The sequence below is a fragment of the Kitasatospora sp. NPDC001095 genome, from assembly GCF_053598615.1.
Genome location: NZ_JBSFKQ010000054.1, coordinates 19,728 through 32,843 on the forward strand (window position 1 = coordinate 19,728; position 13,116 = coordinate 32,843).

Consider the following 13,116-nt stretch of genomic DNA (forward strand, 5'->3'; position numbering starts at 1 on the left):
GTACCGCCCCTGCGTGCGGTGCCGGCCGCGCACCGCCGTCGAGCGCCACGTTGGGATGAATCTGCCGCGCAGGCACGTTTCTGCCGCTCGGCCTGCGGCTAACGTCCGACGGGTGAACCGCGACGCCACCAGGCCCGCAAGGCCGTCCCAGCTCCGACCGGGCGCCCCGGGGCCCGACCGGCCGCCCGTGCCGCGCCCCACCGTCGAGGAGCTCCGGCTCACCTCGTTCAAGTCCTACCGGCGCGCGGTGCTGCCGCTCGCCCCCCTCACGGTGCTGCACGGGCCCGCCGGGGTCGGCAAGTCCAACGCGCTCGACGCGCTGGCCGTGCTGTCCCGGCTCGCCCTCGGCGAGGAGATCGCCGACTCGCTGGACGGGCTGCCCGAACGCACCGGCCCGCTCGCCGCACCCGTCCGGGGCGGCCTGGACGGGTGCGTCCCGCACGGACGGGACGCGATCATCCTCGGCTGCACCGTCCGCTCGCCGCACGGCCTGATCCGGCTCGACGTGGTCGTCCGCACCGACGGCCCGGTCCGGATCGCCCGGGAGTCGCTCACCCTCGACGGCCGGACCCTGATGGACACCGGCGAACAGGACGTCCGCAACCGGCGGGTCAACGTGTGCTGGCACAACGACACCCGCCAGGGCGACATCCGCGCGCCGTTCCCCAGCGGCACGATGATCACCGCCCAGCTGCCGCTGCGCGTCGCGGGCTCGTCGGCTGGGGAGTGCCTCGTCCTCGCCGCCACCGAGGACCTGCTCACCGCCCTGCGCGAGGTCTTCCCGCTGCACCCCGTCCCCGCGCTGATGCGCGGCTGGGCGCGGGCCGACCCGCAGGCCCGGCTGCGCAGCAACGCCGCCAACATCTCCGCCGTCGTCGCCCGGCTGAGCAACGAGTGCCCGCGCCGGTACGGGCAACTGCTGCGCGCCGTGCAGTCCGCCGCACCGCACCCGCTGCTCGGGCTCACCCTCGCCGAGCGCGAGAGCGCGGGCGTGCGGCGGGTCCTCGCCGTCTTCGACGAGGGCGTCCTCGGGCGCACCGGCGCGGACCAGGCCTCCGACGGCATGCTGCGCCACCTCGCCTTCGCCTCGGTACTGCTGACCGGGGCCGGGGTGCTCGACCTCGACGTGGCCGCCGAGGTGCCCTGGGCGCACCGGCAGCTCACCGTGCTGGCCGAGGACCTGGGAGCGGGGCTCTCCGGCGAGCAGACCGCGACGCTGCTGCGGCTGGCGCGGGACATGGCGGACCGCAGCCAGCTGCGGGTGGTCGCGGCCCTGCAGGAGCCGGCGGCGGCGCGGGAGGTGCTGGGCGGCGCGCCCAGGGGCGGGATGGTGCTGGTCGAGTGCCGCCGGGATCCGGACTCCGGGTTCACGGTGCTGCGGCCGGAGACGGCGCGGGTGCCGGTCCAGGGTGGACACGGGGAGGCGGCCGGGGAGACGGCGGACCCGTTCGACGGAGTGCCGGCAGGGGGCGCGGCAGCGGACGAGGACCGGTCGGACGAGCCGTCGGGTGAGTGGCCGGCGGAGCAGACGGGGGCGGCCGGATCCCCGGTGGGCGGTGGGGCGTCCACCGCGGGCGCTGGGGCGGTGGGCCGCGATGCGGTAGACCTGGAGAGGTGAGCGAACGAGTGACGGGGCCGGCGGAGCCCACCGTGGCGGCCCTGCGGCAGCGGTTGGTGGAATTCGCGGCGGCCCGGCGGTGGGAGCCCTTCCACACCCCGAAGAACCTGGCGGCGGCGCTGAGCGTGGAGGCGGGGGAGCTGCTGGAGATCTTCCAGTGGCTGACGCCCGAGCAGGCGGCGTCGGTGATGTCCGACCCGGAGCGCGCGCACCGGGTGCACGACGAGGTCGCGGACGTGTTGGCCTACCTGCTGCAGTTCTGCACAGCGGTCGGGGTGGATCCGCTGGCGGCCCTGGCGGCCAAGATCGAGCGGAACGAGCTCCGCTTCCCGGTGCCGGTGGACGCGGCCGAACCAGGTGAAAATGTGGCCGGCGTCAACTCGGAGGTGGACGACCAACCCTTGTGAGGGACGGGAGTTATCCACAACCCCCGACTTGTCCACAGCTTCTGACAACGTGGATGCGCGCTCGCGCTCTTCCTCGCACGCTTTCGCCGTGACCAGCCGTCACCACACGGACCGCCCTCCCGGCGGCCGGGGCGACGGCGACAACGAGCGAGGGGAGCGGTGGCCATGGAGGCGCTGCGACTGATCAAGACGGCCCGGCACGCCCTGGCCGAGGCCAGGCACGTACCGGACGTCCTGGCCGAGGCGCGGCAGGCCGCGCTGCTCACCGAGGCGGTGGGCGCCAGGCTGGCGGAGTCGGAGGACGAGGAGCTCACCGGGCTGGGGCAGCAGCTGTCCGAGGCCGGGGCGCACGCGGCGGTCTGCCTGGACCGCTCCGTGGTCCGCGCCGCCCTGGTGAGCGGCGGCCGGGCCGCGCGGCTCACCGACCTCGGGGACTTGCAGCCCGCTCTCGGAGCGCTCGACGGGCTGCTCCAGGAGGTCGGCGAGACGCTGGTGGTGCTGGCCTGCGGGGCGGACACCGAAAGCCTGTACTGGACGTGCATCGACGGCGTGGACGCGGTGTCGGAGTGCAAGGACCTCACCGCGCGGCTGCGCGAGGCGGCGGTCCGGGGCGGAGACGCGCGGCCCGCGGTGCTCGGCGGGGCGGAACGGGAGCGGGTCGGTGGTGGGGCGCCGTTACTGGTGGTCCGGCTCGGCCCGCCGGGCGAGGCCGGTCCGCCGGGCGGCGGCGTGGCGAGTGGCCGCGGCTCGCCCTCCGGCAGTGGCCCGCCGGGCGACGGTGGCCCGCCCGGGGCGGGCGGGCCGGCCGAGGAGGAACGGTCGGCGGGCTACCGGGAGCCCGGGGCGTCCGAGGCCTCGGAGGTGTCCGTGCCGGTCGGATAGGCGGTGGAATCGCCGCTCCCGGGGACGGAGCCCTGGAGTTCGTCGAGGTCCGCGGTGACGGAGGCGAGCAGTTCCTGCATCTGCTCCAGCAGGCTCTTGGGGGCGGCGGGTCCGGCCGAGGTGCCGTCGGCCGAGCCCGTCGGGCTGCTCGGGAACTGCGGCGTGGCAGATGGTTCGGACATCACGGGACCTCTTCGGATCGGTGGTGCGGCGTGGAGCGGCCGACGGTGGCTCGGCCGCACGGCGGGAGGCGGCAGTTGCCCGCCACCGGGGCACCCACCCCGCCGTTGCACCCAACGAACCGCTCCGGATGTCGTCACCCGGACACCACCCGATGCGGTCCAACTCCGGCGCGCGGTAAGCCTCCCGGGTGAGGCGGGGTTGCCGTCGCGGCGCTGCCTCGGCTAGGCGCGGAGCGGCTCGGGGCACGGAGCGAGACGGCGGCCGGTGACGCGGAGCCGGGTGGTGGTCGGCGACGTGGAGCGGGGCGTCGGCGGACACGTCCGGAGAGGGGAGCGGAGGTGGGGTGAAGACGGCTCGGGGGAGAACCCACCCCTTGCCACTCTCAACGTATAGCGCATGGGGGGTCTTGCGGCAAGGCCCCCGTGGGGGCGCACAATCGCAGGCCTCAGATCGGAGCTGATGCCATGAACAGCCGGACCACCAGCGCGTTCGACCTTCCCGCCCGCCTCGCCGCCAAGGCCGATCCCGAGCTGATCGGCGAGGACGAGCGGCACTTCGCGGCCGTCGCGGAGAGCCTGGAGAAGTCGATCGCCGAGCTGTCCGACCGCCTCGACGCGCTCCGCCGCGCGCCGGGCGGTCTCGGGCGGGAGGCGATGGACCGGGACGTCGAGGTGCACAAGCTGACCGGTCGGCTGCGTGCCCTGCGCCGCTTCGGGCTGGACCTGTGCCTGGGACGGGTCGTCCTCGCGGACGACCCGGAGCCGGTGTACATCGGGCGGCTCGGCCTCACCGACAGTGAGGGGCGCCGACTGCTGGTCGACTGGCGCTCGCCCGCCGCCGAGCCGTTCTTCGCGGCCACCCACGCCGACCCGATGGGTCTGGCGAGCCGGCGCCGGTACCGCTGGACGGGCGGCCGGATCGGCGACTACTGGGACGAGGTGTTCACCGCCGAGGCCCTGGAGGGGCACGCCGCGCTGGACGACCAGTCCGCGTTCATCGCCAGCCTGGGCGGCAACCGGTCGGCCCGGATGCGGGACGTGCTGGCCACCATCCAGGCGGACCAGGACGCCGTCATCCGGGCCGGGTCCCGGGGCGCCCTGGTGGTGGACGGCGGCCCCGGCACCGGGAAGACGGTCGTCGCGCTGCACCGCTCCGCGTACCTGCTCTACTCCGACCCCAGGCTCGGCCACCGGCGCGGCGGCGTGCTGTTCGTCGGCCCGCACCAGCCCTACCTGGCCTACGTCGCCGACGTCCTGCCCAGCCTCGGCGAGGAGGGGGTGCGCACCTGCACCGTGCGGGACCTCGTCGCCGAGGGGGCGAAGGCCGGGGCCGAGCGGGACGCCGGGGTGGCCCGCCTGAAGTCCTCGGTCGACATGGTGAAGGCGATCGAGAAGGCCGTCCGGTTCTACGAGGAGCCGCCGGCCGAGGGCATGGAGGTCACCACCCACTGGGCCGACCTCTGGCTGAGCGCCGAGGACTGGTCCGACGCCTTCGACGCGCCGGACCCGGGCACCCCGCACAACGAGGCCCGCGAGCAGATCTGGGAGGAGCTGGCCACGATCCTGATGGACAAGCTGGACGAGGACGAGGACGTCTCGCCGGAGCTGTTCCGCCGGTCCCTGCGGCAGGACCGCGAGCTGGTCGAGACGCTCAACCGGGCCTGGCCGCTGCTCGACGCGGCCGACCTGGTCGGCGACCTCTGGTCGGTGCCCGCCTACCTGCGGATGTGCGCGCCCTGGCTGGCGCCCGAAGAGGTCCGCCGGCTCCAGCGCAAGGACGCGCCCCAGGCCTGGACGGTCTCCGACCTGCCGCTGCTGGACGCGGCCCGGCAGCGGCTCGGCGATCCGGAGGCGGACCTGCGCCGGCGCCGGCGGGAGGCCGCGGCCGCCGCCGAGCGCGAACGGATGGCCGACGTCATCGGCGACCTCCTGCAGGCCGACGACGACGGCGAGGGCGCGGTGACGATGCTGCGCGGGCGCGACCTCCAGGACACCCTGGTCGACGAGACGGCCCTGCCCGTCGCCGACCCGGAACCGCTCGCCGGGCCGTTCGCGCACATCGTGGTGGACGAGGCCCAGGAGCTGACCGACGCGGAGTGGCAGATGCTGCTGCTGCGCTGCCCGTCCCGGAGCTTCACCATCGTCGGGGACCGGGCACAGGCCAGGCACGGTTTCACGGAGTCCTGGCAGGAGCGGCTGGAGCGGATCGGGCTCGACCGGAGCACGGTGACCTCGCTGAGCATCAACTACCGGACGCCGGAAGAGGTCATGGCCGAAGCCGAGCCCGCGATCCGGGCCGCGCTGCCCGACGCCAACGTGCCGACCTCCGTCCGCAGCAGCGGCATCCCCGTCGCGCACGGGTCGGCGGCGGAGCTGGACGCCGTCCTGGACGGCTGGCTCGCCGAGCGCGCCGAGGGGATCGCCTGTGTGATCGGCGCCCCCGGCTTCGAGGCGCGGCCGCGGGTCCGGTCGCTGACCCCGGAGCTGTCCAAGGGGCTCGAGTTCGACCTGGTCGTCCTGGTCGACCCGGAGGCGTTCGGCGGGGGCGTCGAGGGAGCCGTCGACCGCTACGTCGCGATGACCAGGGCGACGCAACGGCTGGTGGTCCTCAGGAGCACGTGAGAAGACGGCGTCGGGCGGCGGCGAGCGGCGGAGGGAGCGGGGTGTGGAAGAAGGGAGCGAAGGGGCTGGAACGCGCCTCGCCCGGTCGGGTGGCGCGGGTGTCGGGCGACGGCGGCGGGAGGCCAGACTGGGGCGATGGACGAGGAGGAACAGCTGGCGTCGTGGGCGGCCAGGCGGGCGCAACGGCTACGGCCGGTCGGGCAGTTGCGGGCCGTACGGCTCACGGGCGGACGACAGCGGGGTGCCCATGTGACGCCGGGTGAACCGAGGCTGATCGTGCGCTGGGACGGCTACCAGTGGCTGCCGGAGACGGTGGCCGAGGACTACGCCACCGCCCAACGGATCCTGTACGGGATCGAGGGCGCGGGAGCGCCGCGGCCCGGGCGTCAGGCCCGGCGGCCGAGGAAGGCGCCGGGGCGCCACCGCAAGCCCTGACGCCCGCGCGGGCAGGGCCACGCGCAGCGGTGCCCGAGCCGCGCCCGGACCACGACCGGTCCCGGTCGCGGCCGCGCCCGGACCACGAGCCGCCCCGGTCGCGGACGAACCCGGGGAACGAGCGGTTCCCGGGAAGCGCGCGGCCCCCGGAAGCGCGCGGGGTCCGGAAGCGCGCGGGGTCCGGCGCCACCCGGCGCCGGACCCCGACAGCCCCTGCCCGTAGGTCAGTTGTGGGCGTGCAGGTCGGCGTTCAGACCGCCCCAGGAGCCGGAGCGGGCGATGACCTCGACCGCGCCGCTCTGCGAGTTGCGGCGGAACAGCAGGTTGTCCTGGCCGGACAGTTCGACGGCCTTGGCCACCGTGCCGTCCGGAGTGGTGACCCGGGTGCCGGCGGTCACGTACAGGCCGGCCTCGACCACGCAGTCGCTGCCGAGCGAGATGCCGATGCCCGCGTTGGCGCCGAGCAGGCAGCGCTCGCCGACCGAGACGACCTGCTTGCCGCCACCGGAAAGGGTGCCCATGATCGAGGCGCCGCCGCCGATGTCGCTGTGGTCGCCGACGACGACGCCCGCGCTGATCCGGCCCTCGACCATGGAGGTGCCCAGCGTGCCGGCGTTGAAGTTGACGAAGCCCTCGTGCATCACGGTGGTGCCGGCGGCCAGGTGCGCACCGAGCCGGACGCGGTCGGCGTGGGCGATGCGCACACCGGTCGGGGCGACGTAGTCGGTCATCCGCGGGAACTTGTCGATCCCGTACACGGCCAGCTGGCCGCCCTGGGCGCGCACGGCCAGGCGGGCCTGCTCGACCTTGTCCACCGGGACGGGGCCGATGCTGGTCCAGGCGACGTTGGCCAGCAGGCCGAAGATGCCGTCCAGGTTCTGGCCGTGCGGCTTGACCAGCCGGTGGCTGAGCAGGTGCAGGCGCAGGTACACGTCGTGCGTGTCGAGCGGCTTCTCGTCCAGCGAGGCGATGGTGGTGCGCACGGCGACCACCTCGACGCCGCGGCGCGCGTCGGCGCGCAGCGCCTCGGCCGCGCCGGCACCGAGCTCGGCCTCGGCCTGCTCGGCGGTCAGCCGGACGGTGCCGGCCGGGCCGGGCTCGGCGGCCAGCGCGGGAGCGGGGAACCAGGTGTCGAGGACGGTGCCGTCGGCGGCGATGGTGGCCAGGCCGGCGGCCACGGCGCCGGTCGCCGCGGAGGTGGATTCGTGCGAGGTGGATTCAGCAGTCACACCGTGCACGTTAACCAATGCGGGGCCCCGGTGCCGAACACGCCCGCCGGGCGGACGCGCCCGGCGGACGTGCTGGTCGGCGGCCCGCGGGGCGGGAAAACCCGGTGCTCGGCGCTCCGGTGCTGGGCAATACTTCAGCGGGTGTTCATGTCGATCTCCACCACCGGCAGCGCCGAGGCCCCGGCCACGGACCTCGGGTTCCTGCTGCACAAGCACCCCGGCAAGGTCCAGCAATTCACCACGTCGCACGGCGAGGCCCACGTCTTCTACCCCGAGGCGGGGGACGAGCTCTGCACGGCGGCACTGCTGCTGGACATCGACCCGATCGCACTGGTCCGCAAGGGTCGGGGCGACGGCAGGGGGCGCGGCGGCTCGCCCGACTTCGCGCTCTCCCAGTACGTCAACGACCGCCCGTACGCCGCGTCCTCGCTGCTCGCGGTGGCGCTGCGGACGGTGTTCAGGTCCGCCATGAAGGGCGTCTGCCCGGCCCGCCCGGAACTGCCGGAGCGGGTGCGCCCGCTGCGGATCGAGCTGCCCGCCGTGCCCGTGAACGGCGCGGGCGAGGGCGGCGGCGCGGCCCTGGTGGCCCGGCTGTTCGAGCCGCTGGGCTGGCGGGTCGAGACGACGGCGATCGCGCTGGACGAGTCCTTCCCCGAGTGGGGCGAGTCCCGCCACGTGCGGATCGCGCTCTCCTCCGACGCGGTCCGGCTCGCCGACGCGCTCCAGCAGCTGTACGTCCTGCTGCCGGTGCTGGACGGCGCCAAGCACTACTGGGTCGCCCCGGACGAGGTGGACAAGCTGCTCGCGGCCGGCCAGGGCTGGTTGGCGGCCCACCCGGAGCGCGCCCTGATCACCCGCCGCTACCTGGCCCGGCGCTGGTCGCTGACCAGGGCCGCGATGGAGCGACTGGAGCTGGCCCGGCTGGCGGAGGCCGACGACCGCGAGGTCGAGGAGATCGACAACGCGGTCGACGACCGGCCCGAGGAGGAGGTGCGGGAACAGCCGAAACCCAGGCAGCCCTCGCTCGCCGAGCAGCGCCGCGCCGCGATCCTCACCGCGCTGCGCGAGAGCGGCGCCGCCCGCGTCGCCGATCTCGGTTGCGGCCAGGGCGAGTTGATCGGCGAGCTGCTCAAGGACGCCCGGTTCACCGGGATCCTCGGCGTGGACGTCTCCACCAGGGCGCTGCGGGTGGCGAGTCGTAAGCTGGGCCTGGAGCGGTTGTCGGAGCGTCAGGCGGCCCGGGTGTCGCTGGTGCAGGGAGCGCTCACCTACACCGACGTCCGGCTCAAGGGCTTCGACGCGGCGGTGCTGTGCGAGGTGATCGAGCACCTGGACCTGCCGCGGCTGCCCGCGCTGGAGTACGCGGTGTTCGGCGCCGCCCGGCCGAGGACGGTCGTGGTCACCACGCCGAACGCCGAGTACAACGTCCGCTGGGACAGCCTGCCGGCGGGCGCCGTCCGGCACGCCGACCACCGCTTCGAGTGGTCCCGGGCCGAGTTCCGCGCCTGGACCGGGAAGGTCGCCGCCGCGTACGGCTACACCGTGGAGCTGCGCCCGGTCGGTCCACAGGACGAGGAGGTCGGCGCCCCGACCCAGCTGGCCCTGTTCACCACGTCCACCACGCCCACCACGTCCACTCCGACCGCTACGACCACGGCACCCACCACGCCCACCCCGACCGCCACGACCATCCCGACCACGACGCCCGAAGGAGGCGAGCCCCGATGACCGATGACGCGACCGACACGACCGACACCCCCGGCGAGAGCCGGGACCAGGACGGTGCGAAGAGCGCCACCCCCCGCCGCCTCCCCGTCACCGACGTCTCCCTCGTCGTCCTGATCGGCACCAGCGGCGCGGGCAAGTCCACCTTCGCCCGCCGCCACTTCCTGCCCACCCAGGTGGTCTCCTCCGACTTCTGCCGGGGCCTGGTCGCCGACGACGAGAACGACCAGTCCGCCTCCGCCGAGGCCTTCGACGTCCTGCACTACATCGTCGGCAAGCGCCTGGCGGCCGGTCGGCTGACCGTCGTGGACGCCACCAACGTGCAGCCCGAGGCCCGCCGGCAGCTGGTCGCGATCGCCCGCGAGCACGACGTGCTGCCGATCGCGATCGTCCTGGACGTCCCACCGGGGGTGTGCGCCGAGCGCAACCGCTCGCGTCCGGACCGTCAGCTGCCGGCCCATGTGATCCCCCGCCAGCACCGGGAACTGCACCGCTCCCTCCGCGGCCTGGAGCGCGAGGGCTTCCGCAAGGTGCACGTCCTGCGCGGCGAGGCCGAGGTCGCGACCGCCGAGATCGTGCTGGAGAAGCGCTACAACGACCTGCGTCACCTCACCGGCCCGTTCGACCTCGTCGGCGACATCCACGGCTGCCGCTCCGAGCTGGAGACCCTGCTGACCCGGCTCGGCTACACGCTCACCCGGGACGCCGAGGGCCGCCCGGTGGACGCCGCGCACCCCGCGGGCCGCACCGCCGTCTTCGTCGGCGACCTGGTCGACCGCGGCCCCGACACCCCGGGCGTGCTGCGCCTGGTGATGGGCATGGTGGCGGCCGGCCACGCGCTCTGCGTGCCGGGCAACCACGAGAACAAGCTGGGCCGGGCGATGGACGGCAAGAAGGTCAACGTCGCCTACGGCCTCCAGGAGTCGCTGGACCAGCTGGCGGGGGAGAGCGAGGAGTTCCGGGCCGAGGTCCGCGCGTTCATGCGCGGCCTGGTCAGCCACTACCTGCTGGACGGCGGCGCCCTGGTGGTCTGCCACGCCGGCCTGCCGGAGAGGTACCACGGCCGCAACTCCGGCCGGGTCCGCTCGCACGCGCTGTACGGGGACACCACCGGCGAGACCGACGAGTACGGCCTGCCGGTGCGCTACCCGTGGGCGGAGGAGTACCGGGGCCGGGCGCTGGTGGTCTACGGCCACACCCCGGTGCCGGTCGCGAGCTTCGTCAACAACACCGTCTGCCTGGACACCGGCTGCGTCTTCGGCGGCAGCCTGACCGCGCTGCGCTACCCGGAGCGCGAGCTGGTGAGCGTCGAGGCGGAGCGCAAGTGGTACGCCCCGGTGCGTCCGCTGGTCACCGACGCGCCGGGCGCCCGCGAGGGCCGTCCGCTGGACCTCGCCGACGTGGCCGGGCGCCGGATCGTCGAGACCGGGCTGCACGGGCGGGTGGCCGTCCGGGAGGAGAACGCGGCCGCGGCGCTGGAGGTGATGAGCCGCTTCGCGCTGGACCCGCGGCTGCTCGCCTACCTGCCGCCGACCATGGCACCGAGCGCCACCTCCCGCCGGGACGGCTACCTGGAGCACCCGGAGGAGGCCTTCCTCGGCTACCGGGCCGACGGCGTGCAGCACCTGGTCTGCGAGGAGAAGCACATGGGCTCGCGCGCGGTGCTGCTGGTCGCCCGGGACGAGGCCGCGCTGGAGCGCCGCTTCGGCGTGGCCGGCCCCGGTGCGATCTGGACCCGGACCGGCCGCGCCTTCCTCGCCGACGAGGAGCTGACCGGCGCCGTGCTCGGCCGGGTCCGGGAGGCCGCCGGGCGCGCCGGGCTGTTCGAGGAGCTGGCCACCGACTGGCTGCTGCTGGACGCCGAGCTGATGCCCTGGTCGCTGAAGGCGGTGGAACTGCTGCGCCGCCAGTACGCGGCGGTCGGCGCGGCGGCGGGCGCCGTCCTGCCGGAGGTGCTGTCCGCGCTGGAGCGGGCGGCCGGGCGCGGCCTGGACCTGGCCCACCTGACCGCCCGCCAGCGGCAGCGCGCGGCCGACGCGCAGGCGTTCACCGAGGCGTACCGGCGTTACTGCTGGCCGACGGAGGGCCTGTCGGGCATCAGGCTCGCACCGTTCCAGCTGCTCGCGGCCGAGGGGGCGAACCTGGCGGTGCGCCCGCACGACGAGCACCTGGCCTGGATCGACCGCCTGGTGGCCGCCGACGGGACCGGCGCCGCCGACGACACGGAACACCCTCAGCACCCGCAGCACCCGCAGCAGGACCCCCAGCACCCGGAGCACCCGCAGGACCAGGAGCCGGTGCTGCACCGTACCCGCCGGATCCTGGTGGACACCGAGGACGAGGCCTCGATGGCCGCCGCCACCGCGTGGTGGGAGGAGCTGACCGCGGCGGGCGGCGAGGGCATGGTGGTCAAGCCGCTGGCCTCGCTGGTGCGCACGGTGCGCGGCGAGGGCCGGCCGGGCGGCCTGGTGCAGCCCGGGGTGAAGGTGCGCGGCCGGGAGTACCTGCGGATCATCTACGGCCCGGACTACACCGAGCACCTCGACCGGCTGCGCCTGCGCGCGCTGGGCCACAAGCGCTCGCTGGCGCTGCGTGAGTACGCGCTGGGGCTGGAGGCGCTGGACCGGCTGGCGGCGGGGGAGCCGCTGTGGCGGGTGCACGAGCCGGTCTTCGCGGTGCTCGCGCTGGAGTCGGAGCCGGTCGATCCGCGACTGTGAGCGCGGTGCCGGAAGGCGGGGAGCCCTTCGCGGGCTCCCTGCGGGCTCCTCGTGGGCTCTCCGTGGGCTCCTCCGGAACCCCCTCCTGCGGGACCGTCCCGGCCCTGGCCTGTATAGAAATTCCGAGTATCGTATAGACTTGCCGCTTCCTCCAGTCCCGTCACCCCAGGAGCCCGGCATGGCCTTCAACCTCCGGAACAGGCACTTCCTCAAGGAGCTCGACTTCACGCCCCAGGAGTTCCGCTTCCTGGTGGACCTCGCCGCCACGCTCAAGGCGGCGAAGTACGCCGGCACCGAGCAGCCCAGACTGCGCGGCAGGAACATCGCGCTGATCTTCGAGAAGACCTCGACCCGCACCCGCTGCGCCTTCGAGGTCGCCGCCCACGACCAGGGCGCCACCACCACCTACCTGGACCCCACGGGCTCCCAGATCGGCCACAAGGAGTCCATCAGGGACACCGCCCGGGTGCTCGGCCGGATGTTCGACGGCATCGAGTACCGCGGCCACGGCCAGGAGATCATCGAGGAACTGGCCGAGTACGCCGGCGTCCCGGTCTGGAACGGCCTGACCGACGAGTGGCACCCCACCCAGATGCTGGCCGACGTGCTCACCGTCACCGAGCACACGCCCAAGCCGCTCCCCGAGGTCGCCCTCGCCTACCTCGGCGACGCCCGCTCCAACATGGGCAACTCGCTGCTGGTCACCGGCGCCATGCTCGGCATGGACATCCGGATCGTCGCCCCGCGCGCGCTCTGGCCGACCGAGGAGGTGCAGAAGTCGGCGCGGGACCTGGCCGAGACGACCGGGGCCCGGATCACCCTCACCGAGGACGTGGCCGAGGGCGTGGCCGGCGCCGACTTCCTCTACACCGACGTCTGGGTCTCGATGGGCGAGCCCAAGGAGGTCTGGGCCGAGCGGATCGAGCTGCTCAAGCCGTACCAGGTCTCCATGGACACCGTCCGGGCCACCGGCAACCCGGACGTGAAGTTCCTGCACTGCCTGCCCGCCTTCCACGACCTCGGCACGGTGGTCGGGCGGCAGATGCACGAGGCGACCGGCATGAGCGAGCTGGAGTGCACCGACGAACTGTTCGAGTCGGCGCACTCCATCGTGTTCGACCAGGCCGAGAACCGGATGCACACCATCAAGGCGGTGCTGGTCGCCACCCTCGGCTCCTGACTCCCGGCTCCTGGCCGAGGGGCGAGGACCCTTCCCGTCCGAACGGCTCCTGGGTCCGAACGGCTCCTGGGCCCGAACGGCTCCCCGGGCCACGGGCGGCTCCCCGCGCCGCCGGCGCC

The 13,116-nt window shown here is 74.5% G+C and carries 10 protein-coding genes; 8 read left to right on the forward strand and 2 right to left on the reverse strand.

Annotated elements, in window-relative coordinates; translation table 11 throughout:
• Window positions 1-112: 112 nt before the first annotated feature.
• From ACWDBB_RS30695 to ACWDBB_RS30705, 3 genes are all read left to right on the forward strand, one after another.
• The gene (locus ACWDBB_RS30695) at window positions 113-1,618 is read left to right on the forward strand and encodes an AAA family ATPase (protein WP_449792676.1); all 1,506 of its coding nucleotides are present in this window, start codon (window positions 113-115) and stop codon (window positions 1,616-1,618) included.
• A gap of 32 nt (window positions 1,619-1,650) precedes the next feature.
• On the forward strand, window positions 1,651-2,025 hold the full coding sequence (locus ACWDBB_RS30700; RefSeq protein ID WP_449792700.1) for a nucleotide pyrophosphohydrolase: 375 nt from the start codon (window positions 1,651-1,653) through the stop codon (window positions 2,023-2,025).
• A 165-nt stretch (window positions 2,026-2,190) separates the two neighbouring features.
• Window positions 2,191-2,907 (forward strand): DUF6099 family protein, encoded by a 717-nt coding sequence (locus tag ACWDBB_RS30705; protein WP_449792677.1) that lies wholly within the window; start codon window positions 2,191-2,193, stop codon window positions 2,905-2,907.
• Here ACWDBB_RS30705 and ACWDBB_RS30710 read toward each other — a convergent pair.
• Window positions 2,853-3,089, reverse strand: coding sequence for a hypothetical protein (locus ACWDBB_RS30710; protein ID WP_449792678.1), 237 nt, complete (start codon window positions 3,087-3,089; stop codon window positions 2,853-2,855). The two genes, ACWDBB_RS30705 and ACWDBB_RS30710, sit on opposite strands and share 55 nt — an antisense overlap.
• 465 nt (window positions 3,090-3,554) lie before the next feature.
• On the opposite strand from ACWDBB_RS30710, the gene helR reads away from it, so the two are divergent.
• Together helR and ACWDBB_RS30720 are read left to right on the forward strand one after the other, a co-directional pair.
• Window positions 3,555-5,711: an RNA polymerase recycling motor ATPase HelR gene (gene helR / locus ACWDBB_RS30715; RefSeq protein WP_449792679.1), complete on the forward strand. Its 2,157-nt coding sequence runs from the start codon at window positions 3,555-3,557 to the stop codon at window positions 5,709-5,711.
• A 135-nt stretch (window positions 5,712-5,846) separates the two neighbouring features.
• Entirely contained in the window at window positions 5,847-6,146 is a 300-nt protein-coding gene (locus tag ACWDBB_RS30720) for a DUF6087 family protein (protein ID WP_449792680.1), read from the forward strand.
• A gap of 224 nt (window positions 6,147-6,370) precedes the next feature.
• Here the strand turns inward: ACWDBB_RS30720 and dapD are convergent, their stop codons facing one another.
• The gene (dapD, locus tag ACWDBB_RS30725) at window positions 6,371-7,375 is read right to left on the reverse strand and encodes a 2,3,4,5-tetrahydropyridine-2,6-dicarboxylate N-succinyltransferase (RefSeq protein ID WP_449792681.1); all 1,005 of its coding nucleotides are present in this window, start codon (window positions 7,373-7,375) and stop codon (window positions 6,371-6,373) included.
• 141 nt (window positions 7,376-7,516) lie between these two features.
• On the opposite strand from dapD, the gene ACWDBB_RS30730 reads away from it, so the two are divergent.
• From ACWDBB_RS30730 to argF, 3 genes are all read left to right on the forward strand, one after another.
• Window positions 7,517-9,103 (forward strand): 3' terminal RNA ribose 2'-O-methyltransferase Hen1, encoded by a 1,587-nt coding sequence (locus ACWDBB_RS30730; RefSeq protein WP_449792682.1) that lies wholly within the window; start codon window positions 7,517-7,519, stop codon window positions 9,101-9,103.
• On the forward strand, window positions 9,100-11,817 hold the full coding sequence (locus tag ACWDBB_RS30735) for a polynucleotide kinase-phosphatase (protein WP_449792683.1): 2,718 nt from the start codon (window positions 9,100-9,102) through the stop codon (window positions 11,815-11,817). Before ACWDBB_RS30730 ends, ACWDBB_RS30735 begins: the two co-directional genes overlap by 4 nt.
• Before the next feature lie 178 nt (window positions 11,818-11,995).
• On the forward strand, window positions 11,996-12,997 hold the full coding sequence (gene argF, locus ACWDBB_RS30740) for an ornithine carbamoyltransferase (protein ID WP_449792684.1): 1,002 nt from the start codon (window positions 11,996-11,998) through the stop codon (window positions 12,995-12,997).
• The last annotated feature ends 119 nt before the right edge of the window (window positions 12,998-13,116 follow it).